The sequence below is a fragment of the Streptomyces sp. NPDC048415 genome (assembly GCF_040651675.1).
Lineage (GTDB): Bacteria > Actinomycetota > Actinomycetes > Streptomycetales > Streptomycetaceae > Streptomyces.
Window position 1 is genome coordinate 123985 of sequence record NZ_JBEZKJ010000004.1, and the last position, 26864, is coordinate 150848.

23 protein-coding genes and 1 pseudogene are annotated in these 26864 nt (G+C 70.3%); 14 read left to right on the top strand and 10 right to left on the bottom strand.

Features of this window, described 5'->3' with window-relative positions; all coding sequences use genetic code 11:
* The first annotated feature begins 152 nt into the window (after positions 1 to 152).
* Positions 153 to 608 carry a type II toxin-antitoxin system PemK/MazF family toxin gene (locus AB0D27_RS04975; protein ID WP_362502101.1) on the top strand — a complete coding sequence of 152 codons (456 nt, stop codon included), beginning with the start codon at positions 153 to 155 and terminating at the stop codon, positions 606 to 608.
* 99 nt (positions 609 to 707) lie between these two features.
* On the opposite strand, the gene AB0D27_RS04980 is transcribed toward AB0D27_RS04975, so the two are convergent.
* Complete coding sequence (locus AB0D27_RS04980; protein WP_362502103.1) at positions 708 to 1520, bottom strand: TIGR02452 family protein; 813 nt, start codon at positions 1518 to 1520, stop codon at positions 708 to 710.
* A gap of 258 nt (positions 1521 to 1778) precedes the next feature.
* On the opposite strand from AB0D27_RS04980, the gene egtA reads away from it, so the two are divergent.
* From egtA to AB0D27_RS05005, 5 genes are all read left to right on the top strand, one after another.
* Positions 1779 to 3065 carry an ergothioneine biosynthesis glutamate--cysteine ligase EgtA gene (gene egtA / locus AB0D27_RS04985; RefSeq protein ID WP_362502105.1) on the top strand — a complete coding sequence of 429 codons (1287 nt, stop codon included), beginning with the start codon at positions 1779 to 1781 and terminating at the stop codon, positions 3063 to 3065.
* Positions 3062 to 4396, top strand: coding sequence for an ergothioneine biosynthesis protein EgtB (gene egtB, locus AB0D27_RS04990; RefSeq protein WP_362502107.1), 1335 nt, complete (start codon positions 3062 to 3064; stop codon positions 4394 to 4396). Before egtA ends, egtB begins: the two co-directional genes overlap by 4 nt.
* Positions 4396 to 5187: an ergothioneine biosynthesis protein EgtC gene (gene egtC / locus AB0D27_RS04995; RefSeq protein ID WP_362502109.1), complete on the top strand. Its 792-nt coding sequence runs from the start codon at positions 4396 to 4398 to the stop codon at positions 5185 to 5187. Before egtB ends, egtC begins: the two co-directional genes overlap by 1 nt.
* Positions 5184 to 6146 carry an L-histidine N(alpha)-methyltransferase gene (egtD, locus tag AB0D27_RS05000; protein ID WP_362502111.1) on the top strand — a complete coding sequence of 321 codons (963 nt, stop codon included), beginning with the start codon at positions 5184 to 5186 and terminating at the stop codon, positions 6144 to 6146. Before egtC ends, egtD begins: the two co-directional genes overlap by 4 nt.
* Positions 6147 to 6308: 162 nt before the next feature.
* Positions 6309 to 6524: a dodecin gene (locus AB0D27_RS05005; RefSeq protein ID WP_362502113.1), complete on the top strand. Its 216-nt coding sequence runs from the start codon at positions 6309 to 6311 to the stop codon at positions 6522 to 6524.
* Positions 6525 to 7037: 513 nt separating this feature from the next.
* Here AB0D27_RS05005 and AB0D27_RS05010 read toward each other — a convergent pair.
* A complete protein-coding gene (locus AB0D27_RS05010; protein ID WP_362502115.1) occupies positions 7038 to 7529 on the bottom strand; it encodes a hypothetical protein in 492 nt (163 codons plus the stop codon).
* A 356-nt stretch (positions 7530 to 7885) separates the two neighbouring features.
* Here AB0D27_RS05010 and AB0D27_RS05015 point away from each other — a divergent pair, with 356 nt between their 5' ends.
* Genes AB0D27_RS05015 through AB0D27_RS05025 form a run of 3 tightly spaced genes read left to right on the top strand, consistent with a single transcriptional unit; the run spans position 7886 to position 12073 of the window.
* The gene (locus AB0D27_RS05015; protein ID WP_362502117.1) at positions 7886 to 9289 is read left to right on the top strand and encodes a glycoside hydrolase family 43 protein; all 1404 of its coding nucleotides are present in this window, start codon (positions 7886 to 7888) and stop codon (positions 9287 to 9289) included.
* A gap of 28 nt (positions 9290 to 9317) precedes the next feature.
* Positions 9318 to 10697 carry a glycoside hydrolase family 43 protein gene (locus tag AB0D27_RS05020; RefSeq protein WP_362502119.1) on the top strand — a complete coding sequence of 460 codons (1380 nt, stop codon included), beginning with the start codon at positions 9318 to 9320 and terminating at the stop codon, positions 10695 to 10697.
* A 29-nt stretch (positions 10698 to 10726) separates the two neighbouring features.
* Entirely contained in the window at positions 10727 to 12073 is a 1347-nt protein-coding gene (locus tag AB0D27_RS05025) for a jacalin-like lectin (protein WP_362502121.1), read from the top strand.
* Positions 12074 to 12135: 62 nt separating this feature from the next.
* Here the strand turns inward: AB0D27_RS05025 and AB0D27_RS05030 are convergent.
* The 6 genes and pseudogenes from AB0D27_RS05030 to AB0D27_RS05055 form a co-directional block, all read right to left on the bottom strand.
* A pseudogene (locus tag AB0D27_RS05030) lies at positions 12136 to 12561 on the bottom strand (hydrolase); the annotation flags it as partial.
* 212 nt (positions 12562 to 12773) lie between these two features.
* Complete coding sequence (locus AB0D27_RS05035) at positions 12774 to 13325, bottom strand: RNA polymerase sigma factor (RefSeq protein WP_362502123.1); 552 nt, start codon at positions 13323 to 13325, stop codon at positions 12774 to 12776.
* A gap of 851 nt (positions 13326 to 14176) precedes the next feature.
* A complete protein-coding gene (locus AB0D27_RS05040) occupies positions 14177 to 14470 on the bottom strand; it encodes a zf-HC2 domain-containing protein (RefSeq protein ID WP_362502125.1) in 294 nt (97 codons plus the stop codon).
* A 290-nt stretch (positions 14471 to 14760) separates the two neighbouring features.
* Positions 14761 to 15450: a response regulator transcription factor gene (locus tag AB0D27_RS05045; RefSeq protein WP_362502127.1), complete on the bottom strand. Its 690-nt coding sequence runs from the start codon at positions 15448 to 15450 to the stop codon at positions 14761 to 14763.
* The gene (locus AB0D27_RS05050) at positions 15447 to 16613 is read right to left on the bottom strand and encodes a histidine kinase (protein WP_362502129.1); all 1167 of its coding nucleotides are present in this window, start codon (positions 16611 to 16613) and stop codon (positions 15447 to 15449) included. Before AB0D27_RS05050 ends, AB0D27_RS05045 begins: the two co-directional genes overlap by 4 nt.
* 341 nt (positions 16614 to 16954) lie before the next feature.
* Positions 16955 to 18232, bottom strand: a complete 1278-nt coding sequence (locus AB0D27_RS05055) for a DUF418 domain-containing protein (RefSeq protein WP_362502131.1) — start codon at positions 18230 to 18232, stop codon at positions 16955 to 16957.
* 197 nt (positions 18233 to 18429) lie between these two features.
* On the opposite strand from AB0D27_RS05055, the gene AB0D27_RS05060 reads away from it, so the two are divergent.
* Both AB0D27_RS05060 and AB0D27_RS05065 read left to right on the top strand, forming a co-directional pair.
* Positions 18430 to 19095: a response regulator transcription factor gene (locus tag AB0D27_RS05060; protein ID WP_362502132.1), complete on the top strand. Its 666-nt coding sequence runs from the start codon at positions 18430 to 18432 to the stop codon at positions 19093 to 19095.
* Positions 19092 to 20204: a histidine kinase gene (locus tag AB0D27_RS05065; RefSeq protein WP_362502134.1), complete on the top strand. Its 1113-nt coding sequence runs from the start codon at positions 19092 to 19094 to the stop codon at positions 20202 to 20204. Before AB0D27_RS05060 ends, AB0D27_RS05065 begins: the two co-directional genes overlap by 4 nt.
* On the opposite strand, the gene AB0D27_RS05070 is transcribed toward AB0D27_RS05065, so the two are convergent.
* On the bottom strand, positions 20134 to 20655 hold the full coding sequence (locus AB0D27_RS05070; protein WP_362502365.1) for a DUF2637 domain-containing protein: 522 nt from the start codon (positions 20653 to 20655) through the stop codon (positions 20134 to 20136). The genes AB0D27_RS05065 and AB0D27_RS05070 overlap by 71 nt on opposite strands.
* A 151-nt stretch (positions 20656 to 20806) precedes the next feature.
* Here AB0D27_RS05070 and AB0D27_RS05075 point away from each other — a divergent pair, with 151 nt between their 5' ends.
* The 3 genes from AB0D27_RS05075 to AB0D27_RS05085 all read left to right on the top strand — a co-directional run bounded on the left by AB0D27_RS05075 (position 20807) and on the right by AB0D27_RS05085 (position 24704).
* Positions 20807 to 22195: a serine/threonine-protein kinase gene (locus tag AB0D27_RS05075; protein WP_362502368.1), complete on the top strand. Its 1389-nt coding sequence runs from the start codon at positions 20807 to 20809 to the stop codon at positions 22193 to 22195.
* A gap of 315 nt (positions 22196 to 22510) precedes the next feature.
* Positions 22511 to 23254 (top strand): DUF4232 domain-containing protein, encoded by a 744-nt coding sequence (locus tag AB0D27_RS05080; RefSeq protein ID WP_362502136.1) that lies wholly within the window; start codon positions 22511 to 22513, stop codon positions 23252 to 23254.
* 208 nt (positions 23255 to 23462) lie between these two features.
* Positions 23463 to 24704, top strand: coding sequence for a hypothetical protein (locus AB0D27_RS05085; RefSeq protein WP_362502138.1), 1242 nt, complete (start codon positions 23463 to 23465; stop codon positions 24702 to 24704).
* Between the two features lie 4 nt (positions 24705 to 24708).
* Here AB0D27_RS05085 and AB0D27_RS05090 read toward each other — a convergent pair whose 3' ends face one another.
* A complete protein-coding gene (locus AB0D27_RS05090; protein WP_362502371.1) occupies positions 24709 to 26466 on the bottom strand; it encodes a ricin-type beta-trefoil lectin domain protein in 1758 nt (585 codons plus the stop codon).
* Positions 26467 to 26864 lie beyond the last annotated feature (398 nt).

Below are 26864 nucleotides of genomic sequence, written 5' to 3' on the forward strand. Positions count from 1 at the left end.
GGGGTTGACCTCTGTACGCCCGAAGTGGCGTACGCGAGTTGCCCGCTGTACGCCCCAAGTGGCGTACGCGAGTTGCCCGCTGTACACCCCGAAGTCGCGTAGGTGCGGCCCTGCTCGGTGGTCCGTGCCGTGCAGGCTCTACCGTGGCCCGCGTGACTGCGTTTACCGATGAAACCGATGAAGACGTCCCGGGCCGCTACGGCCCCACCGCGACCACCGAGGCCGAGCCGCGCCAGGTCGGCCGGGTCAGGACCGAGTACTCGCCCGCGCACGACGGCGACCCCGACCCCGGCGAGATCGTCTGGACGTGGGTGCCCTTCGAGGAGAACGACGGCCGGGGCAAGGACCGCCCGGTGCTGGTCGTCGCCCGCGAGGCCACGGGCACGCTGCTCGCCGTGCAGCTCTCCAGCAAACGGCACGACGGCGACCGGGAGTGGGTGCCGATCGGCAGCGGGCCGTGGGACCGGTCGGGACGGGACTCGTGGGTGGACGTGGACCGCGTGCTGCGGCTGCACGAGGACGGCATGCGGCGCGAGGCGTGTGCGCTGGACCGGATGCGGTTCAACTTGGTGGTGCACCGGTTGCGGGAGCGGTACGGCTGGAACTGAGCTTCACGCACCCGCCTGCCCGGGGAGGGTGGTCTCGTGGTTCACTGCGGGCCTGCCGTGGCTGGTCGCGCAGTTCCCCGCGCCCCTGACGGGGCGCTCCTATGCGAAAGCACGTTCAAATGTGCTGCGGGTTGCCGCCCCCGCCGTACGGTCCAGGATCCCGAACACGACCTGCTCGAAGTGCCCCTCGAAACGGCCTTTGACCAGCAGGTCCCGGAAGGCCTCCGCGACCTGAACCGGGTCGTTCCGGAAGACGCCGCAGCCCCAGGCGCCGAGCACCAGGCGCCGGTAGCCGTGGGCCGCGGCGGTTTCCAGGACCCGCTCGGCGCGGACGGCGAGGGCGCGCGGCAGGTCGGGCGCCCGCTCCGGCGCGGTGCGCAGGACGACCCCGGCGTTGGGCGCGGCGGCCGTCAGGAAGCCGGCCGGATACGGCTCGTCGAGGAGCCGGCCGCGATCGTCACGGAAGACGGGCACGGCGGGTGAGTGGATGACACGGTCCGTGTAGAACGGATCGCGGTGGGCGCGATGGTGGTCGTAGAACTCCCTGACCCGCAGCAGGCACCCGTACAGCGCGGAGGCCCGGCACAGGGCCTCCTCCTGGGCCTGTGCGCCGTTCAGGTAGCCGCCGCCGGGATTGCGCGCCGAGGAGAAGTTCAGGACGGCGACGGGCGCGCGCTCCCCGGCCATCCTCCGGGCGGCCTCCAGGCTGCTCTCGCCCGTGACCTCGATCAAGGTGTCGACGGGGGTGACCGGGCGTAGGGCCAGCGGTTTCGGACCGTGCATCCGCGTCCCGGTCCTGGCGGCCTCGGTCTCCGCGGCGATGGACACCTCGCGCCCGTCGGACGCGCGGTACGCGCCGGAGGCGACGATCTGCTCGGTCTGCTGAGCGATGGCACGCAGGCGGGCGCTCATGGCGCGACCCCCGTGCGCGCCACGAGCACACCGCCCGCGATCTCCCCCGTCGTGCCCATGAACGCATCGTGAGCGATGCTGGTCGTGCGGCGCAACAGAGTTTCGCGGCTCCGCAAAGAGAGTTTCCCGGTCCCGAAAGCGACGATTCTGCACCCTTGTGCGAACCGCCTCGAGGGTCTTGGGTGGGACGAGCGTTGCCGGTCCGGCCCACAGGCCTTCCGGGCCGGCGGCATGGTGGAATCTCAGGAGGATCCCGACATGTCCGATTCGGTGAGTGACTGTACGGAGCCCCGCTCCGCCGTCACCGAGGCCGAGGTGGAAGCGCTGGTCCGCGGCATCTGCTTCAAGACCGGCCCACCCCGCTTCCTCGGTGTGGAACTGGAATGGCTCGTCCACGAGCTGCGACAACCGCGGCTCCCGGTACCACCCGCGCGACTGAAGGCGGCGTACGCCGCACTGCGGACCCTGCCCCTGCGTTCGGCGCTCACCGTCGAACCCGGCGGCCAGCTGGAGCTCAGCTCCGCTCCCGCCACCTCCCTGATGGAGTGTGTCGGGTCCGTCTCCGCCGACCTCGACGCGGTCCGCGCGACTCTGCGCGAGGCGGGTCTCGCCCTCAGCGGCTACGGCCAGGATCCCTGGAACCCCCCGAGCCGTTTCCTGCACGAGCCGAGGTACGACGCCATGGAGCGCTACCTCGACCGCGCGGGGCCCGAGGGCCGCGCCATGATGTGCACCTCCGCCTCCGTCCAGGTCTGCCTGGACGCCGGGTACGAGGAGCCGGGCCCGCTCGGGCACGGACGCCGCTGGTGGCTGGCGCACCAGCTGGGCGCGGTCCTGGTGGCCGCGTTCGCCCACTCCCCGATGGCCGCGGGCCGGCGCACCGGCTGGCGCTCCACACGCCAGTCACTGTGGGCGGCGATGGACCCCGGGCGCACCGACGCCCCGCGACTGGGCGACGAGCCGCGGGCCGCCTGGGCCCGGCACGTACTGGACGCGCCGGTGATGTGCGTACGAGCGCCGAGCGGCCCCTGGGGCGTACCGGAGGGCATGAGTTTCCGGGCCTGGACCCGCTCCGGCGCGCCGCCGGACCGAGGGGACCTCGACTATCACCTGACGACCCTGTTCCCGCCGGTGCGGCCGCGCGGTCATCTCGAGCTGCGCATGATCGACGCGCAGCCGGGCGACGACGGCTGGATCGTGCCGCTCGCCGTGACGGCGGCGCTCTTCGACGACGCGGAGGCCGCCGAGATCGCCTACCGGACGGTCAAGCCGCTGGCCGAGCGGGCGGGCTCACTGCCCGCTCCGCGCAATCCGCTGTGGCGGGACGCCGCACGCCACGGCTTGGCGGATCCCGAACTGCGCGAGGTCGCCGCCGTCTGTTTCGCGGCGGCGACCGAGGCCCTGCCCCGGCTCGGTGCCACCACCGAAGTCATGGACGCCGTAGTGGAGTTCACCGACCGCTACGTGTCTCGGGGCCGCTGCCCCGCCGACGATCTGCTCAGCCAGTTCCAGGGTCAGTTCCACGGGAAGGACATCCGCACATGACCGCCCCCGACACCTCCCCCGATGTGCTCACGGACCCGGAGTCGCTCAGGAAGCGCGCCCTCGGCGCGCTGACCACGGCCCGCGACCGCACCGCGCTCCTCACGTCCTGCGTGGAGGAGCCCGAACTGACCGCCCAGCATTCGCCGTTGATGTCACCGCTGGTGTGGGACCTCGCGCACATAGGCAACCAGGAGGAGCTGTGGCTGCTGCGCGCGGTCGCGGGGCGCGAGGCGATGCGACCCGAGATCGACGGGCTGTACGACGCGTTCGAGCATCCGCGCGCGGAGCGGCCCTCGCTGCCGCTGCTGCCGCCCGCCGAGGCTCGCCGCTACGCGGCCGACGTACGAGGCCGGGCACTGGACGTCCTGGAGAGCACCGCGTTCCAGGGCACCCGGCTGACCGAGGCCGGCTTCGCCTTCGGGATGATCGCGCAGCACGAACAGCAGCACGACGAGACAATGTTGATCACCCATCAGCTCCGCAGCGGTCCGGCCGCCCTGACGGCACCGGACCCCGCTCCCGCGCACCTGTTCACCGGCCCCGCCGAAGTCCTCGTGCCCGGCGGCCCGTTCGTGATGGGCACGTCCACCGAACCGTGGGCGCTGGACAACGAACGGCCCGCGCATCGGCGTACGGTCCCGTCGTTCTTCATGGACACCACTCCGGTCACGAACGCCGCGTACCAGGCCTTCATCGAGGACGGCGGCTACGGGGAGGCGCGCTGGTGGACTCCCGAGGGCTGGGACCACATCAGGGCGCACGACATCGAGGCGCCGCTGTTCTGGCGCCGCGACGGCGGGCAGTGGCTGCGGCGGCGCTTCGGCGTCACCGAGGTCGTACCGCCCGACGAACCGGTGCTGCACGTGTGCTGGTACGAGGCGGACGCGTACGCGCGCTGGGCGGGGCGGCGGCTGCCCACCGAGGCCGAGTGGGAGAAGGCGGCCCGCCACGATCCGGCGTCCGATCGCTCCACGCGCTACCCCTGGGGCGACGCCGACCCCACCGAGGAGCACGCCAACCTCGGCCAGCGCCATCTGCGCCCGGCACCGGCCGGCAGCTATCCGGCGGGCGAATCGCCGCTGGGGATACGGCAGTTGATCGGTGACGTGTGGGAGTGGACGGCGAGCGATCTGCAGCCCTATCCCGGGTTCGTGCCCTTCCCCTACCGGGAGTACTCGGAGGTCTTCTTCGGCCCGGAGTACAAGGTGCTGCGCGGCGGCTCGTTCGCGGTGGATCCGGTGGCCTGCCGGGGCACCTTCCGCAACTGGGACTATCCGATCCGGCGGCAGATCTTCTCGGGGTTCCGTACAGCCCGCGACGGGTCCTCCTGATGTGCCGTCATCTGGCATACGTGGGGCCGGCGGTACCGCTCGGCCGGCTCCTCGTGGAGCCACCGCACAGCCTGTACCGGCAGTCGTGGGCGCCGCGGCGACAGCGGCACGGGACGGTCAACGCCGATGGTTTCGGGGTGGGCTGGTACGCCGACGGGGACCCGGCGCCCGCCCGCTACCGCCGTACCGGGCCCATCTGGGGCGACCAGTCGTTCGCGGACCTCGCGCGTGTCGTCAGGGCCGGTGCCCTGCTCGCCGCGGTGCGGGACGCGACTGTGGGGGGCGCGGACGGGGAGGCCGCGGCGGCGCCGTTCGCCGCGGGCCCCTGGCTGTTCAGCCACAACGGCGCCGTCCTTGGATGGCCGGGCTCCCTCGCCCCGCTCGTCCAGGGCCTGCCCGCGGTCGAGTTGCTGTCGCTGGAGGCCCGTTGCGACTCGGCGCTCGTGTGGGCGCTCATGCTGCACCGGCTGCGCGGCGGCGACGACGAGAGCCAGGCGCTGGCCGACACCGTCCTGGAGGTCGCCGAGGCGGCCCCCGGCTCCCGGCTCAATCTGCTGCTCACCAACGGCGGGACGATCAGCGCGACGGCCTGGGGCGACACCCTCTGGTACCTCAACGAGCCCGGCCACCACACCGTCGTCGCCTCCGAGCCCCACGACGACGACCCGCGTTGGCAGGAAGTCCCCGACCGCACACTCCTCACGGCGAGCCGCACCGAGGTACTGCTCACCCCGCTCAAGGACATGACCGACCACATGGCATCCCCGCAGCCCAAGGAGCCCCGTACGTGAGCCCGTTCACGCTGACCCGCACCCTTCCCGAGGACGCCACGGACGCCGCGCTGCGGGCCGACGTCCTGCACGGCCTCACCCGCACGCCCAAGACGCTGCCGCCCAAATGGTTCTACGACGCGCACGGCAGCGAGCTCTTCGAGGAGATCACCGAACTTCCCGAGTACTACCCGACGCGCGCCGAGCGCGAGATCCTGATCGCCCGGGCCGATGAGATCGCCAAGGCGAGTGGCGCGCGCACTCTCGTCGAGCTGGGTTCCGGCTCCTCCGAGAAGACGCGGCACCTGCTCGACGCGATGCCGCGGCTGCACACCTACGTGCCCGTCGACGTCAGCGAGAGCGCCCTCACCCAGGCCGGAAAGGCGCTGATCGCCGAGCGCCCACACCTCGATGTGCACGCGCTGATCGCCGACTTCACCGGCGGTCTCACGCTTCCCGGCACGCCCGGTCCGCGGCTCGTGGCGTTCCTCGGCGGCACGATCGGCAATCTGCTGCCGGCCGAACGCGCCACGTTCCTTGCGTCCGTACGAGCCCTGCTGGCGCCCGGTGACACGCTGCTGCTCGGCACGGACCTCGTCAAGGACCCGTCGGTACTCGTCGCCGCCTACGACGACGCGGCCGGGGTGACGGCCGCGTTCAACAAGAACGTGCTGACCGTCGTCAACCGCGAGCTGGGCGCCGACTTCGATCCCGGCTCGTTCGATCACGTCGCCCTCTGGGACGCCGAGCGGGAGTGGATCGAGATGCGGCTGCGGTCGCGGACCGCGCAGACCGTGAAGATCCCCGCTCTCGATCTCGCCGTCGATTTCGCGGACGGCGAGGAACTGCGTACCGAGATCTCGGCGAAGTTCCGCGAGGAGGGAGTGCGCCGCGAACTGGCCGCCTCGGACTTCGAGTTGACCCACTGGTGGACGGACGAGGAGGGCCGCTTCGCGCTGTCGCTGAGCGTGGCCGGGTAGACGTCCGGGCGCGGCCATGAGATGGGGTTGCGAAATGGACCGGACAAGCCCGCCAAGGGTTCGGCCTCACCCGGGGCATCCCGACATCTCGCGGACCGCCGCGCTGTGGGGCACCGTGGAATGACGCGTGGCACACCCGCCACGGCGGAGAGGAGCACCCGCATGTCCGACCACACGTATCGGGTCACCGAGATCGTCGGGACCTCCCACGAGGGCCTCGACCAGGCCATTCGCAATGGCATCACCCGGGCCTCGCAGACCCTGCGCAGGCTGGACTGGTTCGAGGTCACGCAGGTCCGGGGGCAGATCGAGAACGGGCGGATCGAGCACTACCAGGTCGGCCTGAAGGTCGGTTTCCGGCTGGAGGACGGCGACTGACGCGACGGCGTCTCACCGCCGAACCTCCGCACGGGCGCCCGGTGAGCGCGGCTCGCCACCACGGGCTCCCGCACGGCACTTCGGCACCTGCCACGCGCACGGCCTGCGCTTGCGCGGCGCTTCGACCCGCCGCGCAAGCGACCTCGCTCTGCGCGGCACTTCGGCCCACCGCGCAAGCGACCTCCCCTTGCGCGACACCTCGGCCCACCACCCGGGCGAACGCCACCCGCGCGGCAGCTCGGTACGCCACGCCAGCGCTCTCCCCCTGCACGGCGCTTCGGCCCACCGCCCGGGCGATCGCCACCAGCGCGGCACCTCGCCACGCCACCCGAGCGCTCTCCCCCTGCACGGCACCTCGGCCCACCGCGCAAGCGACCTCCCCCTGCGCGGCACCTCAGCCCACCGCCCGCGCGAACGCCACCCGCGCGACACCTCGCCACGTCACCCGAGCGATCGCCGCCCCCGCGGCACCTCAGCACGCCACGCCAGCGGACCGTCCCCGTACCCGGACCGTCAGGTCCGCCCTTCGCGCTCCTGTGCGTCCTTCAGCGCTGCGGACGCGGTCCCCCAGCGTGCGCGTACGACCCTGAAGCCGGCCCGTTCCGCGTCCTCGCAGACGAGTTCGTCGTCGTCCACGAGGACGTGGATCTCGCGGTCGCGGGCCAGCCGGCGCAGGATCTCCAGCTTGGTGCGGCGGGCGGGCCTGCGGTCGTCGTTGCGCCGCATGAAGACGCGCCCGTCGGGCAGCCCCTGCGCGGCCAGCCAGTCCAGGGTGTCGCGGCGGCACCGCTCGGGACGGCCGGTGAGGTAGACCACCTCGCACTCCTGGGCGCTCTTCAGCGCCAGCGCGACGCCCTCCGCGAACGGCGGATCCTGCGGCGCCGCCGCGAAGAACGCGTCCCAGTCCCGTGGCGCTCGCTCCAGGAACCGCTGCCGGTGCGCGGTGTCCGCGAGGGTGCCGTCCAGGTCGAACACGGCGAGTGGTCTGCTGCTCTGCTCCTTCACGCGGACAGCCTAGACAGGGCGGCGGCCACCCGGAGCGCCGCGTTCTCCGGTCCTCGCGTGAACACGGTGAACTTCCGCCGCAACAGGCTCTGTTCACATCACCCGGCAAGCCCTTACCGTAATGCCTCGCACAGCATGTCGCACAGCATTCGGTATTTCGAACATGAGCAGGGTGGTGAAGGGCCACCACCGCCCGACTCTTCGGCACCCACATCCGCGCCGCGTACCTCGGCAAGTCCCCGTACGCCGTCCCCTACGGGCAGGGGTCGCTCGACGGCTTCCGTGTGTACGGCAAGACCCTCACCGCCGCGGAAGTCACCGCGCCGGCTGAGTGACCGAACCAAGGAGAGCCGCACATGATCACACCCCACACCCCGTCGCGCCCCGCGCAGCCGTCCCGCCGGAGCCTGCTCCGCGCACTGGTCGCCCTGCCCGCCACCGCCCTCGTCCTCGGTGAACTGCCCGGACTGCTCGGCACCGCAGCGGCGACAGCGCCCGCCCGGGGCTACGCCACCCGCTACACCATCGTGCCCTTCCTCAACAGCGACGACGGCACCGTCAACGTCTACGAGTCCGACGACGCCACCGACTTCCGGCTCCTCAAGGCATCCGCGTACACGCCGCCCAGCAACAGGATCCGCGACGCCAGCGTCTTCCGGCACACGGACGGCTACTACTACGTCACGTACACCACGCACACCTGGCAGGACACCAGCACCACCATCGGCTTCGCCCGCAGCTCCGACCGAGTCAACTGGACCTTCCTGTACGACTACACGGTCCCGGTCACCAATCTGTCCCGCGCGTGGGCCCCCGAGTGGTTCGTGGACAGTGACGGCAGCGTGAACATCATTGTGTCCTGCTCCCTCACCAGCGACGAGTGGATCTTCACTCCGTATCTGCTGAAGGCCACCAACTCCGCGCTGACAGCGTGGAATTCACCCATAGCGCTCACGGGCATCGGCGCCAATCACATCGACACGTTCATCGTGAAGACGGGCTCGACCTATCACGCGTTCACGAAGAACGAGACGACGAAGTACATCGAGTACGCGACCGCCTCCAGCCTCACCGGCTCGTACACCATCCAGCGGACCGACGACTGGGCGGGCTGGGGCGGTACCCGTGAGGGGCCGGCCCTCGTCCAGCTCGACAACGGCGGCTGGCGGATCTTCTTCGACGGCTACGGCGACGGCAGTTACTACTACAGCGACAGCTACGACACCTTCGCCACCTGGAGCGCCCCGAAGAAGCTGCCGGGCATCTCCGGCACGGCACGCCACTTCACCGTGATCAAGGAGACGGTCTCAGGTGCGGCGAGCCTGTCGACCGGCGTCACCCGCTCGCTGAGGTCGGGCAACTACACCACGCGCTACTGGCAGGAGCATTCCTCCCTGCTCAACCTGCCCGTCGTGACCAGCTCCAGCAGCACGGCGGAGAAGCAGGCGTCCGCCTTCACCGTCGTGGCGGGGCTCGCCGACGCGAACGGCTACTCCTTCCGTGACGCCGCGGGCAACTACCTGCGGCACTGGGACTTCCGCGCCCGCTTCGACGCGAACGACGGGACAGCCACGTTCGCCAAGGACGCCACGTACATCGCGCGGACCGGGACGGCGACCGGCTCGGTCCGTCTGGAGTCGTACAACTACCCGGGCTACTACCTGCGCCACTACAACTACCAGCTCCGCGTGGACATTGCGGACGGCACCGACCTCTTCCGACAGGACGGCTCCTTCGTCCCCGTCACGGCCTGGGCCTGACCCCTCCCCGAGAGAGAAGGACGTCCCTATGAGCGACAGGCCCCTTAAGCCGTCCCGCCGCAGCGTGCTGGGAGCGATGGCGGGCCTCACCGCCGCCTTCGCCATCGGCTCCCCGTCCGCACGGGCCGCGACGGGAAGCGCGTACGTGATGGGCTACTTCACGGAGTCCCCGAACGGCAACGGCTCCGACTACGGCCTCCATCTGGCCGTCAGCCCCGACTCGCTGCAGTGGACCCCGCTGAACCAGAACAACCCCGTGGTGACCCCGACGGGCGGCACCGGCGGCCTGCGCGACCCGTTCATCCTGCGCAAGCAGGACGGCACGTTCGTGGTGCTCGCCACCGACCTCAAGGGCACCGACTGGAGTCTGCAGAGCCAGTACATCCACGTCTGGGACTCCACCGACCTGCGCGCCTTCACCAACTACCACCGGCTGAAGCTGCACGACATGGCCACCCACAGCTGGGCGCCCGAGGCGTTCTGGGACGCGGGCCGCGGTGCGTACGGGATCATCTACTCGGCCGTCAACTCCACCGGCCACAACGTGATCATGGTGAACTACACCACCGACTTCACCACGGTGTCCGCTCCGCAGGTCTTCTTCGACCCCGGCTACGACGTGATCGACGGCGACCTGGCCGTGGGCGTGGGCGGCGTCAACTACCTCTACTTCAAGAAGGACCAGACGCTGGTGGGCGCCAGGTCCAGCTCGCTGGACCCGGGCAGCTTCAGCGTGTTCAGCACGCCCGTCTCGCACGGCGGCACCGAGGCCCCGATCCTGGTGAAGTCCCAGACGTCGAGCAACTGGTACCTGTGGGGCGACACCTACACCCCCAACGGTGTCTTCTACGCCTGGCAGTCCACCGATCTCGCCGCCGGCACCTGGACCGCCCTCGACCAGCGCCTCTACACCCAGCCGGTGAACTCCAAGCACGCCACCATCCAGCCGATCACCACGACCGAGTACAACAACCTCCTGGCGAAGTGGGGCTCCCCCGCCTGGAACCGGCTGAAGTCCTACAACTACCCGGCACGTTACGTCCGCCACTCCAACTATGTCGGACGCATCGACGAGTACCCCTTCGACCCGTACACGGACGGCCAGTGGACGCTGGTGCCGGGCCTCGCCGACTCGTCCGGCGTCTCCTTCAGGTCGGTCAACCACCCGACGCGCTATCTGCGCCACAGCGACTACCAGCTCGTCCTCGACGTCAACGACGCGACGACGACGTTCGCACAGGACGCCACGTTCTACCGGACGGCGGGCCTGGCCGACACCTCGTGGTCATCCTTCCGCTCCTACAACTACCCGGACCGTTACGTCAGGCACGCGAACTACGTCCTGCGCATCGATCCGGTCTCCACCACCACCGACAAGGCCGACGCCACCTTCTCGGTCGGCTATTGACCCCCCTCGTCCCCAGGAGACCACCCCCCATGTCCCCCTTCCGCAGACTTCTCGCCTGTGCGGCGGCGGCAGCCGCCACCCTCGGCGGGCTCACCGCGGCGGCTCCCGCCGCTGCCGCCGCCGACTCGGGCACCCTCAGCGTGCTCAGCTACAACGTCGCCGGACTGCCCGAGAGCCTCTCCAGCGCCTCGACCCCCCGTGACTCCAGCACCACGGCGATCGGCGGACGGCTCGGCCCGTACGACATCGTCAACGTGCAGGAGGACTTCAACTACCACGCCTACCTCTACGCGGCCGACTCCCACCCCTACCGCACCCCGACCAGCGGCGGCGCCGGCATAGGCAGCGGTCTGAACACGCTGTCCGACATCGCGTACGACACCGACGACTTCGAGCGGGTCGGCTGGAATTCCTGCCAGATCGACTCGGGCGACTGCCTGACCTTCAAGGGCTTCACCTTCATGCGGGAGCGGCTCGCCGAGGGCGTCTACGTCGACTTCTACAACCTGCACACCAACGCCGGTACCAATGACGGTGATCTGGCCTCGCGCGCGGACAACCTCCATCAGCTCACCGCGTTCATCAAGAGCCACTCGGCGGGCAACGCCGTCGTCGTCATGGGCGACACGAACACCCGCTACACCCGGTCCGGCGACACCATCGCCGAGTTCGGCGCGGCAGGTGGCCTCACCGACGCCTGGGTGAAGCTCGTCCGCGGCGGCACCCCGCCCGCCAAGGGCAGTGACGCGCTGGTCTGCGACCAGTCGGGGGCCACCGTGCCCAACACCTGTGAGGTCGTCGACAAGATTCTCTACCGGGGCAGCAAGCTCATCACGCTCAACGCGACGTCGTACAACAACGAGCACGCGAAGTTCCTGACCAGCGACGGGCTCATGCTCTCCGACCACGACCCGATCACCGCCGGATTCTCCTGGTCACGCAATGCGGCGTTCCAGCTCAGTGACCAGTTCGGCGGCCCGCACGGGGACTACTTCAACGACATCGACAGCGTGCCGGCCGGGGCGCGGGCCACCACCGTCTCGCTGCGCGGGGGTTCCCGGGTCGATCAGATGGGGCTGACGCTGAGCAACGGCACGACGCTGACGCACGGCGGCACGGGCGGCACCGCCTCCTCCCTCACTCTCGGCAGCGGCGAGTACCTCACCTCGGCGCGGCTGTGCCAGGGCCAGCAGGACGGCCGGACGAGGATCTTCTACGCGAAGTTCACCACCAACCTCGGCAACAGCCTGGCGGCCGGCACGACGACGTCGGACTGCGTGACCCGCAGCGCGCCCGCTGGGTGGCAGATCGCCGGCTTCCACGGCCGCACGGGCGACGAGGTCGACAAGATCGGCTTCATCTACACCCAGCGGTGACCGGATCCCCGCCACGCCTCAGCGGGCGTGGCGGGGAAGCGCTGTCTACGGCCGGCTCACGAGGAAAGCCATTCGGTGGCGTTCAAGGCGAGCGCGGCGTTGGTGGCGCCGGTGTCGTTCCAGCCGTCGTACAGCGTGTTGCCGGACTGACCCGTGCCGTCGTCGATCGGCGAACTGTCGCCCCAGAAGGCGACCTTGCCGCTGCCGAAGGTGCTGGTGGCGAAGAAGGCGCCGGTGTTTCCGGAGTAACCGCTGCGATAGAGCAGGCCCTTGACCGCCGAGTTGTCGGCGGTCTTGAGCGTGGCCGTCGTACCGCTGGCGATCAGGCTCTTGGTGACGGTGCCGAACGAGCCGTGCAGGACCGCGTTCGTGCTGTCGGAGATCGCGGCCGGGTAACCGGAGCTGATGCTCAGCGAGTCGATGGAGAAGCCGAACGGGTCGGTGCTGTCGACGCTGTTGTTGGTCATCAGGTCGTTGAGGATCTCGACCGGTGGGGGTGAGCATCCGGCATTCCTCCATGAGTGGGGGGGAAGAGGCGGTGCGGGCGCCGATCTGCGCGCGTAGAACGGCCGTTGAACACATGCCGTACGACACAGGCGTGGACAGTACACACAAGATCACGGCCGCCGCGAGGCCCTTGCGCCACTTCTCAGAAGCTCTTACTTCGCGGCCCAATCACCGTACTAAGCCCATGAGTTGACTAGGACGCGTCGGCCAGCCAGGGCCTGACCTGCCTGCGTGCCTCGTGGAGCCGGGACTTGAGCGTGCCGAGCGGGATGCCGACGCGTTCGGCGACCTCGGCGTACTCCAGCTGGCAGATGTCCCGGTAGACCAACGGGGCCACCAGATGGGGGTGTTCCCGTTCCAGACGCTCCAGCGCCTCCAGGAGGTCGACCCGGGAACCGGCGATGACGCTGGTGGTGCGTGGATCGACGTGCTGCGACGCGTCGATCGCGTCCGGCTGCTCGGCCGCGCGCCGTTTCAGCTCGCGGTACTTCTGGCGGGCGCAGTTGGCGACCACCGTGTAGAGCCAGGTACTGAAGCGGCTGCGGCCCTCGAACGTGGTGATCTTCCGGGCCACCTGGAGCAGGACGTCCTGGGCCGCCTCCTCGGCGTCCTCGCGGCAGGGCAGAAAGCGTCCGCAGCGCCGTACGACCTCGGGCCGGACCTTCTGCAACAGTGCGTCCAGCGCCGCCCCGTCACCGGCGGCCGCGCGCAGGGCGAGCTCCTCGGTCTCCGCCACGTCCTGCACTGGGTGCTCCCCTCGGTGTCGATCAGAGGCCAGGCATGATAGTCGTACGCACTCCCTGGAGCGGTTCCGCCAGCACGGACAAGGCTGTCCCCTGCACTCTTCGCAGCTTCCTGGGCGTGGGAGGGCATGACTTCGGCAATCCTTGCGGCTGCCTCCACTCCGGTCGGCATGCAGTCGGCCGGCAAGCTCATGGTGCACGTGATGTGGTCGGTGTCCTCATGCAGCTCGATCACGAGCTGGGTGAGCTCGAACAGCCGCCGAAGAAGCGGCTGGGGAGCGTGAGCGAGGTTCACTTCCACGTAGGGCAGGGCGTCCAAGAGGTCGAAGCGGTCTTGGGATGGCCTCCGTAGGCCTGAGGACTCCGTAGGCCCTGAGGGCGCCCCTGATTGCTGCCCTTCGGGCAGCACTGGACCTCGCCACTGAGCCGGCGACCGAGACTTTCGTCGCCCACCGCAACCTGCTCTCGAGCCGGGAGCCTGGGCCGCGCTGAGCGCGAGGGAAGCACGTGATCCGGCCCGTCGGCTCCTCGCGCACGCCCGCCTGGCCGAGTCCACCACGCCCATCGGCGGCGGAGGTCCCTCTCTGGTCGAGTGAAGCCGAAACCGGGGAAGGCGCCGGTGCCGCGGTGCCGGTCCCGCAGCACTGGCTCGATCCGTCGGCACCCGGGAGCCGAACGGCTCTCTGCCCATGACTTCAGCAGAGTTGGCGATCGATGGGCTCACGGATGTTCGGGTTTCCTGAACACCGTGGAGGACATCCTGTCGGTCAACGGTGTCGCCGTCCTGGACCGCGTGCGGCTCCATCCGGTCCCGCCTCGTTGAGACGACGGTACGGGGAGGCCGCGGGTGCCTTCACCTCGCCGCGGCCCATGCCTTCGAGTTCCCCCATTGTGAGAGTGTGAGCGGCGTGGTCCGTGCCGGGCGGCGCCGGCCGAGCCTTGCGCGGCTGGATTCGTCGGTCAGCGCCTCTCGGAGGGGAACCAGGTGAGCCGCCACGGCTGCGAGGCAGTAGTGCTCGTCATGACAGGCAGAACAGGTCGCCAGGTGGGCGGTGACGGCACCGGCTTCTTCCTTGACGAGTGTGTTGAGTGCGTATCCGGCCAGGCGTTCACGGATGGTGTGGCATTCCTGAAGCGGGCTGAGCATGTCGAGACGTCCTCTCTTGGCTGCGGCACACGCCGCACGTGGCGCGCAGCTACGGCACGATGAGGCACAAGCGCGTCGCGGGATGGGCCTGCAGCGTCACGGCGGGCCGAGGGCCGGGCGTGCGGCAGGTCCCTGCGGGCTCACGGGCCTGATTCCGTTCACAGGTTCACTGTCGCCCACGACGGTGTGATCACGCGTCGTCCCCCTGGAGCGAATTGCGTCTACCACATCCGTGGTACGCGATGCCCGGGCCTACGGCCGACGCCGTCCCGGCCTCCCCGGCACGATCCTCACGACCGTGGACGACTTGTTTCCGTCGCCGGGCTGACCAGGCCGCACTGGTAGGCCATGACGACGAGCTGGGCCCGGTCACGTGCCGCCAGCTTGGTCATGGCCCGATTGACGTGCGTCTTGGCGGTCAGCGGGCTGACGAACAGACGTTCGGCGATCTCGTCGTTTGAAAGACCCAGGGCCACGAGGCACATCACATCGCGCTCCCGCGGTGTCAGATACTGAAGGCGCTCCTGGACGACGGCCGGACACAGTTCGGGCTGCGCCAGAAACCGGGAGATCAGCGCGCGGGTCGCCACCGGTGAGAGCAGCGCCTCACCGGCGGCCACCGTGCGGACGGCGTCGAGCAGGACCTCGGGACGCACGCCCTTACCGAGGAAGCCGCTCGCCCCGGCACGCAGTGCCTCGGCGACGTGCTCGTCGTCCTCGAAGGTGGTGAGGATCAGCACTTTCACCCCGGCGAGGTCTTCGGACTCACTGATCAGTTGCGTGGCGTCGAGGCCGTCCATCTCGGGCATGCGGATGTCCATCAGAACAACGTCCGGATGCAGTGCATTCGACAGTTCCACGGCCTCCCTGCCGTTGGCGGCCTCGCCCACGGTTTCCATGTCGTCCGCGGCATCGAACAGCATCCTGAAGGTGCCTCGCAGCAAAGCCTGATCATCGGCGAGCAGGACACGGATCGTCATGCTCGTCCCACCTCGTCGTTGCCGTTCGATGCCACATCGCGTTCTTTCGTGCCGGACAGCAGCGGGAGCTCGGCGATCACGGTGAAACCGCCTTGAGCACGCGCTCCCGCCTGCACCCTTCCTCCGACGGTCCCGGCTCGCTCGCGCATCCCGATGAGCCCGTGGCCGGTCCCCGAGTCGGGACAAGGGGGTTTCGAGTGCCCGTCGTCCTCCACCGTGATCGTCAGCCAGTGCGGGCGGTAGCACAGGTCCAACCGGGCGTGATCCACGCCCGAGTGCTTGCGCACGTTGGTCAAGGCCTCCTGAATGATGCGGTACGCCGCCAGGTCGGCCGCCGGCGCCAGCGGTTCGGCGATGCCGCTCTGTGTCTGCTTGACGGCGAGCCCTGCGCGTTCGAAAGACGCCAGAAGGGCCGGTACCTGAGGCATGCCCGGCGTCGGGTCCCGGGGGGCGGCCGTCTCATCCGGCTGCCGTAGCAGGCTTACGGTCACCCGCAGCTCGTCCAGCGCGGACTGACTCACGTCGCGGATGCCCTCCAGGGCGGTGAGTACGTGCTCGGGGCATTGCTCCACAAGATGGACAGCGACGCCTGCCTGGGCGTTGATCAGGGCGATGTGGTGGGCTACGACGTCGTGCAGCTCACGTGCGATCCTCATCCGTTCGTCGGCCACCCGTTGGCGAGCCTCCTGCTCGCGGGTCCGTTCCGCGTGCTCTGCCCGTTCTTCCACGGCCGCCACATAGGCTCTGCGTGAGCGCACCCCGTCCCCGACCGCAGCCGGCAGAGCGGTCCATGCCAGCATCGCCGCATTGTCCGGGGACAACCATGATCGGGGATTCAACGCCACGGCCGCTCCCACCAGCACGGCTGCCGACACGCACGCTGTTGTCCAGGCGGTACGCCGGTCGGTACACACGGCGACGGTGTAGACGGACAGGATGACCGGGCTGGTCTCCAGCGGGCCCTCCCGGAATCCCATCTCCTGCAGAACCACCGCGGAGCCCACTGCCACGACGAGTACGCCAAAGGGGTGGTGGCGTCGCCACATCAGCGCGAAGCAGCTGACCCCGACGAGCACCACGGCGGGCCACCGCAAGGAGAGCCGGTGCTCGTCATGAACGACCGAGACCGCCACCACCGACAGCACGAACAGCACGGCAGACATCAGGACATCCATGGCGCCCGTCCGAGCCTGCGCTCCCCGACTTCCAGCGGTGATCACTGCCATGTCACCAACGTAGGCCCGATGGCCGGACCAGGCATCGCGTCGCGAGCCGCGCGGGGCCCAGAGGTTGTCCGGTAGGGAGTCCGCCACGACATCGACCCGGTCGCCGCAGTCTGGTGGCTCGTTTCGCTCTTGGCGGGCCGTTCCCTTCGCTCGGCGGTGGTTTCCGACCGCGCGGGGGTGGGGGCCGAGGTGACGGACATGGCTCTGCGGTCATTCCCGGACAGGCGCGACGAGCGGGACCGCCGCTGACCCGGCTCCGCGGCGACACCGCCCTCGTCTCACTGGATGTGCCGTGCGGGCCGGGTGGCGAGGTGCAGGAGGTGCTCCAGGGGGCCGCGCCGGAACAGGCGGGTCCATACGGTCGCCAGGAGCATGGCGGCCGCGATGAAGCCAAGGAGCACCGGCAGCGCCGACATGGTGTCGCCCTCGACCGCGGCCACGTACCACACGTCGGCGAAGAACCAGAGGGCGACGATGTGCAGGACGTAGACGGTCAGCGCCGTCATGCCGACCGCCGCGACCGGTGCGGTCAGGCGGGTGAGGCGCCGCGGCATCCGGTCGGCCACGGTCAGGCACGCGGCCAGTACCACGAGGGCGATGCCCGTGTTGCCGAGGATGGAGAAGGTCGTCTGGCTGTGCGGTGCGGCCACCAGTAGCCAGGCGGGCGGGGTGTGTCCCTCGGGTCTGCCGACGGCGTCCGACCACCACGCTGACGCCGCTGAACCGCCGCCCGTGGCGGCCTCGACGGCGGTGAGGGCGCTCGGGACCAGGCGCAGGGCGAGCCACGAGCCGCCGTAGCCGACCAGGGCGAGCACCCCGCCGGTGAGCGCCAGGCGGGATCGGATGCCGGGCCGAGTGAGATCGAGCCGGGCCACCGCCATGCCTGCGACCAGGAACGGCATCCAGGTGAGAACCGGATACTCCCCCGTGAACAGCAGCTCGACGATGCCGTCGGTGCCGCTGCTCGCGGCGAGCGGGTCCCAGGCAGTGACGGCGTCCGCCCAGTTCCCGGCTTCGATCGACTGCCTGACCCCGTACAGGACCTGGGGCAGGACCAACGCTCCGGCGGCGGCGATGAGCGCGAGCGTCCCCGCCCGCAACCGGTACAGCGGGAGGACGGCCAGGAAGAGCGTCCCGTAGAAACTGAGGATGACGTCCACCGGGGTGTCCAGGGCGGTCAGGGCGTAGCCGAGCGCCATCAGGACGACGGCGCGGATCACGATCCTGGTCACCGCCTGACGGCCGGAGCGCCCGGTCCGGGGATGCGGACGGCCGGTGACGATGATCAGGGAGAAGCCGGCGAGCACGGCGAAGAGGGCGGATGAGCGGCCCCGCGCCGCCTCCAGCAGGAAGCCCACCGGCCCGCCCACCGAGACGTCGGGGCCGACATGGACGGAGAACATGCCGAAGACCGCGAGGCCGCGGGCCAGGTCGATGCCGATCAGCCGTCCCGTCGACGGTGTGCCGGCGGAGGGGGACGGGGAGGGGGAACGGTCCGCCGCCGCACGCTCGTACGGCACAGGTCTGGGCATCGCCGACGATGCGTTCTGCGTCATGTCTTCAGGTATCGCAGACCACCCGCCGCAAACCCACCGGGCACGCTTCCGAAGACACCCCGCCGACCGGCCGAAGCCACCCCGACCAACCGGCTGAGAGCGCGCCGCCAACCGGCGGGAAACACATCCAGTCGGGCGACGGACTGTTCCCGACCGGGTACGCGTCGAACGGCAGGCATGCGACGAGCGGAGCGCACGTGATCCGGGTACTCGTGATCGACGACGAAGCCCTGATCCGCACGGGCTTCACGCACATCCTCAACACGGCGGACGACATCGAGGTCGTCGCGGCGGTCCCCGGCGGCCAGGCCATTGCGACCGTGCGGGAGCTGCACCCGGACGTCGTCCTGCTGGACATCCGGATGCCGGATGTGGACGGGCTCACCGTCCTGACCGACCTCCGCCGCATGCCGGACCCTCCGGTGGTGGCCATCCTCACCACGTTCGACGCCGACGAGTACGTGGCGACCGCCCTGCGCACGGGCGCCGCCGGGTTTCTGCTCAAGGACACCGACCCCGAGCAGCTCCCCTACCTGGTTCGAGCTCTGGCAGAGGGCGGGACGGTGCTGTCGTCGAGGGTCACCCGCACGGTGGTGGACGGCTATCTCGACAAGGGCGAGCGCGAACCCGCCGTCCGCCTCACCGACCGGCTGACCGAGCGCGAGCGCGCCGTCCTCGTACTGATGGCGGAAGGACTCGCCAACGCCGACATCGGCGAACGGATGCACCTGAGCGCCGGCACCATCAAAGGCCACGTCAGCTGCGTACTCAGCAAACTGGAGGTCAGCAGCCGCGTCCAGGCAGCCCTGATCGCCGAGCGCGCGGGCCTCCTCGGGCCATCGCAGGACGGGGACACCCGATGAGCCTCCGACGACCGCCGGCTCCACTCCTGGACGCCACCCTCGTCCTGGTCGCGCTGGCGGACGTGTGGGCCAACGTGGACATCGGACAGCGAGCGGCCATGGCCTGCGCACTGCTCGCCGCCTTCGCCCTCGCTCTGCGCCGCCGCCTGCCGCTGACGGCCTTCGTCCTCACGCTCCCCACCGCCCTGGTCACCGACGCGGTGTTCGCCACCCTGGCCGCGCTGTACACGCTCTCCTCACTCAGCCGCCACCGTGTCCTGCTGGCCGGCTGCGCACTGGCCTACGCGATCATCGACTTCCTGCCCTGGCCGTGGTCGGCATTGAGGGCCGCCGAACTCGCCGGCACCCACAACCTCGTCCACCTCATTTACGCCGTGGCCACGGCAGCCGCCCCCGTCTTCCTGGGCCAACTCGTCCAAGCCCAGCGCGAACTGTCGCTGCGGCTCACCGAAATCACCGAGGCCCGCGAGCACGAACGGCTGCTGACCGCCCAGAGCGTCCTGGCGAAGGAGCGCGCACAGCTTGCCCGGGAGATGCACGACGTGGTCTCCCACCAGGTCAGCCTCATCGCCGTTCAGTCAGGAGCGCTCCAGGTGAGCAGTCGGGACGCCGATACCCGCAAGGCCGCGGCCACGATCCGGCTGCTCAGCGTGCAGACCCTGGACGAACTGCGACACATGGTCAGCGTGCTGCGCGCCTCCGGCAGCCGCCCTTGCGAACTCACGCCCCAGCCCTCCCTCGCCGACCTGCAGCGGCTGGTCGACGGCAGCGGACTCGAAGCTCACTTGGATACGGACTTGCCGGAAGACCTTCCGCCCACCATCCAGCGCGCCGTCTACCGCACCGTCCAAGAAGCCCTGACCAACGTCCGCAAACACGCCCCCGGTGCCGCGGCCACCATCCGCATCCACCACATGGACGGCGCCATCCGCACCACCATCACCAACACTGCCCCCACCCGATCCGCGATCCCCCTGCCCAGCGCCCACCACGGCCTCGCCGGTCTGCGTCAGCGCGCCGGACTCCTGGGTGGCACCATCACCTCCGGCCCCACCGACGACGGCGGCTACGAGCTTCATCTGGCCCTACCCATCGATCAAGACCGATGACGACACTTTCCACCGGTCTCGCGGGAATGCGTCCAGCCCGGCACCAACTCCTGCACGGCACGACCGAAATTGTCGCCGCGCGCTCTCGTTCACCGCTCGGTCCGTGCGATGCGGGGCGAGCAGCTCGACCGAGGACAGGAGAGCGACCGGCGGCCACCCCGCGACCAGGATCGGCCGCCTGGCGAGTGTGGGTGCCGCGGCCATTGGCCGCCGGCGAGACCGCGATCCGGAGGAAGAACGCCATCCGCACGGTGCAGCGTGCTCGGCGGCTGACGTGACGGGTAGGCTTCAACAACCCGACCGTTGCCAGGAGCAGCAACCCGTCTACGGACAGCGGCCACAGCACCGCGCTCGTGGCATCCGCCCTGCCCTGGAGAGCACATGCCCGCTGGTGAACACAGGAGGCGTACGCCGCCACGGACGCGACCAACAGGGCACAGCCCCTCCGCACCCTTTCCTCGACGTCTGCCGCAGGAGAACGGTTCGTACGGGACCCTTCAGGTGCCTTCGTCGGGCACCACCGGCGATGCGGCGACGCCAAGCCACCCTGACGGCAGTCGAAGCAGCCGGCTCACGGGCTTTGCGACGGGTTGTCCATGCTGATGGATCCCCTGGAGCGGATCGGCCGCTACCGTCTGGACCGGCGCCTGGGCGCCGGCGGCTTCGGCGTGGTGTGGCTGGCCCACGACGACGTCCTCGAGGCAAGTGTCGCCGTGAAAGTGCTGTCCGAGAACTGGATCGACCACCTGGACATCCGGGAGCGTTTCCTCTCCGAGGCGCGGCTGCTGCGCAAGGCCGACTCCAACCGGGTCGTCCAGGTCTACGACATCGGTGAACTCCCGGACGGCAGGCCCTACTTCGTCATGGAATACGCCGACGGGGGCACCCTCGCCGACCGGGTCGCGGCCGGACCGCTGCCCGTCGCCGAGGCGCTGCGGCTGACGGCGTCCGCGGCCCGGGGCGCGGCCGCGCTGCACGAGGCGGGCATCGTGCACCGGGACATCAAGCCGACCAACGTCCTGCTGCGCACCACACCCGGCAAAAGCGACCGGGTCCTGCTCGCGGACCTCGGTCTGGCCAAGAGCCTGGCCCAGGCGTCCGGGCTCACCATGGCGGCGGGTTCGGCGGGCTACACGCCGCCCGAGCAGGCCCAGCCCGGCTCCGGGATCGACGCGCGGGCCGACGTGTACAGCCTGGGCGCCCTCGGCTATCACCTCGTCACCGGCTCGGTTCCCGGCCCGCCCGGAAAGGTCGTACGGCCCGATCGGCTCCGTACGGACCTGGCTCCCGACATTCAGCGAACGCTGATGCGCGCCATGGAACCCGACCGTGAACGGCGCTGGCCCACAGCGGCCGGTTTCGCCGCGGAGCTCGACCGACTGACCGGCGACGTGCCGGGCGGGGCCTCCCCCGCGCCTCGGGGCCGTCGGCGCGCCGTCCTCACGGCGCTGGCCGTCGCCGTCGTGGCCGGGGCCGTCGGCCTCACCGCCGCGATCGTGACGCGGGGGCCCGCCGCGCAGACCGTCCGGGTCGAGGACAGCACGGGCCGCGTGACGGCCGAGGTGCCCGCAGCCTGGGGCCACCAGCTGCGCGACTCCGGCTGGAATCCGCGCGCCCTGGGCCTGGAGGGCGCCAAGGAGCCCGGACTCGCCGTCGCGGACGATCTCGCGAAGTGGCAGGACCTCGGCTCGGGCGTCAACGGAGCGCTCATCGGCCTCAGCGAGCACGGCGACCTCACCGCCGAGGTCCGCGCGATCGCGCACGTCGGCTGCCACTACGACGGCAGCCGCGCCTACAGCGGCACACACTGGCACGGTCTCATACGGACCTGGAGCGACTGCCCGGGCAACGGCGGCTCCCTCACCGAGGCGGGGCTCACTCCGGCGGGCGGCGCCGGGCAGCCCCAGGTCTACGTACAGATCCGCCAGAACAGAGGCGGAGGCGACGACGCGGCCGACCGCGTGATCGGCTCCGTACGGGTCGGAGCCTGATCGACGGGGGCCGCGCCCCACGAAGCGGATCTACAAAGGCCGCGCCCGACGAAACCGCTCCACCAAGGCCGCGCCCGACGAAGCGGATCTACAAAGGCAGCGCCCACGAAGCCGCTCCACCAAGGCCGCGCCCGACGAAACCGCCCCACCAAGGCCGCGCCCGCCCCTCCTGATCCACCGCGGTCGCGCCCGGCGAATTCCGTGCGCCGATTCCGCGAACTTTTTCGCGCTCCGGTGCATCCGACACTGATGACGGGGCACAACGCGTCGTGCGCGCGTCAGGGCGCGTGCGGTGATTTCTCAAGGAGTGGTGACATGGCGACCTTCCGGCGCGGCGTGGCGGACACGGACCGGCTAGACACGGTTCCCGCCCACCGCACTTCGACTCCCGCCCGGCGGGCGGCGCTGCTCGCGGCCGTCGCGGTGCTGGGCCTGCTCACCGGCTGCGGCAACGACACCCCGCACAGTACGCCGCAGAAGCTTCCCGGCACGGCCGAGCCCGCTTCGGGTGACCGGAGCTCGGACGGTGGTACGAGCGCCACGGCCGGCCCGTCCGGGAGCGCGGCCCCGACGGCGTCCGCCACGGTTTCGGGGGCGACCTCGGGGGCGGCCTCCGCCTCGTCGGGAACCGCCTCGGGCAGCAGTCGCTGCCACACCTCCGAGCTGCGCGCGTCTGTCGGTGCCAACAACCCGGGCGCGGGGCAGGAGAACTTCCCCGTCGTCCTGACCAACAGCTCCGGGCGCACCTGCACCGTGCGCGGCTACCCCGGAGCGGCGTTCGTCGACGCGTCCGGCAAGCAGCTGGGCCCGGACCCCCGGCGTTCTTCGAGCACGCCGACGACGGTCACGCTGGCGCCCGGGCACAGCGCGTGGGCCGGCCTGACCTTCTCCAACCCGGAGATCAGCGGGGCCCGTACGGCGACGCCCGCCGCGCTGCTCGTCACACCGCCCGACGAGAAGGACTCGCTGAAGGTGACGTGGACGCAGGGCAAGGTGCCCGTGTCCGGCAACGCCTCGTCGGTGTCTTTGACGGTCGTCCAAGCCGGCACCGGAGTCTGACCCCACCGACCTCAGTCCCCACTGCCCCGCCACCTGCCCCGCAGGTCGGCGGGGTTTGTCACGGAACGGCTACGTGTCCTGATCCACCCGACCCTTTCCGGAATTCCGCGCATCCCACCGATTGACGCACTCCCCGAAACGGCGCGTCACGGGAAATGCAAGCTCCGGCCGCGCGACAGGGGCCGTACCGAGAAATCGGGGGATGATCATGAGCGGTGTCTCACGCAGGCGGCTGCTGACCGCGACGGCGTCGGCGGGCGCCCTGGGCGCGCTTTCCGCCTGCTCGGCGAACGACTGGTCGGTGAGCGGCAAGGGGGACGCGAACGCCTCGGCACACAAGCCGGCCAAGCTGATCGGCGACGGTTCCACCGCCGACACCGGAGCCCAGCCGGGGCAGCCGAAGGCGGAGCGGCTGAAGCCCGGCGAGCGCCCGCCGCAGTTTGTCGTCTTCTCCTGGGACGGCGCGGGAGAGCTCAGCAACAAGCTGTTCTCCCGGTTCCGCACGATCGCCGCCGAGCACGATGCCTCGATGACGTTCTTCCTCAGCGGCATCTACACGCTGCCCGAGTCGAAGAAGCACCTCTACCGGCCGCCGCAGCACCCCGTCGGGGCTTCCGCGATCGGCTATCTCTCCGATCGGCACATCCACGCCACGCTCCAGCAGATACGCGCCGCCTGGCTGGAGGGCCACGAGATCGGCACCCACTTCAACGGGCATTTCTGCGGCACGGACGGGGTCCGCCGCTGGTCGCCCGCCGAGTGGCGCAGCGAGATCGAGCAGGCCACCCGCTTCGTCACCGAGTGGAAGACCAACACCGGTTTCACCGACCTCCAGCCGCTCCCCTTCGACTACCGCAAGGAGCTGATCGGCGGCCGCACGCCGTGCCTGGAGGGTCAGGCCAATCTGCTGCCGACCGCCGCCGAGCTCGGCTGGAAGTACGACGCCAGCTCGCCCGGCGGACTGCAGATCTGGCCCGGCAAGGTGCAGGGCGGCCGGATCTGGGAATTCCCGCTCCAGTCGATTCCCTTCCCCGGCCACTCCTTCCAGGTCCTGTCGATGGACTACAACCTGATGGCCAACCAGTCGAACGCGAACCCGCTCGGCGACCGTGCCCAGTACGCCGCCTGGCGCGCCCAGGCCCGCGACAGCTACCTCGCCGGCTTCCGTCGCGCGTACGAGAGCAACCGGGCCCCGTTCTTCATCGGCAACCACTTCGAGCGCTGGAACGGCGGCATCTACATGGACGCCGTCGAGCAGGCCATCACGGGGATCGCCGCGCACGACGACGTCCGCATGGTGTCCTTCCGGCAGCTGGTTCAGTGGCTGGAGGCTCAGGACCCGGCGGTTCTGCGCAAGCTGCGCACCCTCAACCCCGGGCAGTCGCCGCTCGGCGGCTGGGCGGAGTTCCTCGGCACGGCGGCGTCACCGTCGGACACCGCGGCGTCCTGACGACTCACCGGCGGCCTCCATATCCGTAGCCGTAGCCGTAGTAATGGCCGCCATAGCCATAACCGGAGCCGTACTGCCCCTCCCCCGGACAGTAGTAATAGGGGTAGTAGCAGTAGCTGTACGTCGGAGCGGCGGACGACGGCGTCGGGCCGGGTGCCGACGGCGTCGCCGGAGGCTTCCGCGTGGCGTTCGGCGACGGTGTCTTCGACGCCTCCGGAGGGGCCGGGGTCGCGGGCGCCGTCGATTCACTCGTGGAGTCCCAGTTGACCACCTCCAGTTGAAGCGAGGGCGAGGAGGTGTCGAGTGTCCAGCGCTGGGCCGCCTCGTTCTCGCGGAGTTTGAGGACCAGCGCGGCGCCGCCCTTGGCGGAGGCGGGCGCGAGGGCCAGGTCCTGGTTCCAGCGCGGCACCAGGGTGCCCTGGAGGGTGAAGTCGTAGCGCATGTTCTTGGTGCCCGGCTGCGACTCTCCCGAGCAGAGGGCGAGTTGGACCGAATAGCCTCGGTGGGAGTCGAGGCAGAGATCCGGATCGGCCACGTCGCGCAGCAGCCCGTCCACCTCGTACGACCATTGCTGGGCCGACGCAGAGGTGCACGACGTGAGGTCGGTCTCCATGCCCTTCGCCGGCTTCTTGCCGACGATTGCGACGCACAGCCCGGTCGCGGAGTTGCGCAGCCTGCCCCGCACGGCACCGCTCGCCTGGTCGCCGGTCCCGATCCACGACGGGTTCGCACCGGGCGCCGCATCCGAACCCGCGCCGGGCGCCTGGGAGCCGTTGCCGTCGGCCATCCCTCCCTCGCCGTCGGAGCCGGAACCGGCCGCCCAGAGGACCAGCGGGACCAGGATCAGTGTGCTCACCGTCAGTACCGCGAAAGCGACGTTCCGGCGGCGCGGGGTGCGCCGGGCGGCCTTGTGCGTCGTGGCTCTGTGTGTTGTGGCCGGTCGGCGCGCCGGGGGCCGTGAGCCGGCGGGTGACTGGCCGTGCGGCGCGGCACGGGGCGGAAGTCCCGGGGGGAGAGGGGCGTCGACCGGAGCGGAGAAGTCTCCGGGTGCCGCGGGCGCGACGGTCGTGGCGCCTCCGGCGGCCCGGTCGGCCGCGGGAGGTTCCGTCACCTCCTCGGTCGCGGTGGCGCGTCCCGGCCGCGATTCCACATAGGCGCGCGCGCCCCAGCCGAGCACGGCCTCGGCCAGCGGGAGGGCGAGCGAGCCGTTGAACTGGTTCAACTGGTCGGCGGCGTACCTGCAGTGCACGCATCTGGCCATGTGACCCCGCAGATCGGGGTCGAGGTCGACACCGCCGCGGCGCAGGGACACGTCCAGCATGCGGTGGTAGCGGCGGCACTCCTGCTCGGGGGCCAGTTCGCGGTGGATCTCCAGGCAGCCTTCGCGCAGGCGTTCGCGGGCCCGCCGCAGTTCGACGGGTGCGTCCTCGGCGGCGAGGCCCAACAGGGCGGCGGGCACCTGCAGTTGTTCGGCGTCGGCCTCCCTGTGCCACAGCAGACAGCGGGCGGGTTCGGGCAGCCGCTGGAACGCCCGGTACAGCAGACGCCTGCCCTCCGGTGGAAGGAGTCGCGCCGTGGCCCGGTTCTCGCGGTCCGAGCCGGCGAGCAGCTCGGGGTGCAGCAGCTCGCGCCGCTGGTCCCCGAGCCACTCGGCGGCTATGCGGCGTACGGTGACGAGGAGTTGGGGCCGCCATGCCGCCGTGGGCCCGGTCTGCCGCAGCGATTCCCCGAACAGTCGGGTGAATGAGGCCGTGGTGAGCATTCCCGCGGGACGGACACCGTGGGTGCACAGGCGCGCATAAGAGAAGACCGCTTCCCAGTGGCGGTCGAGGAGTTCTCCGACGGGATAGTGCGCGGGCGTGTTCCCCGGGCTCTTCTTCAGGTCGGCCGCGAGACGCTCATCCGGAACCTCGAACAAGCGAGCGACTGTTGGGGAATGAGACAGCGATGGGTCATTCACGTCCGCTTTCCTCCCAAAGGTAACGCAGGAATTAGTCCATACCAATGGGTATGTAGACCGCCCGACGAAGCGGAGGGTCTACCCATGGGGGGTTGCGCCGCGAACGACCGCCTCGGGCAGCTCTTTTGGAGCGAGGGGCGCGCGGGCGCACCGTATGCGTACAGCGGGAAGTGAATATTGTCTGCACGCCGACAAGGCAC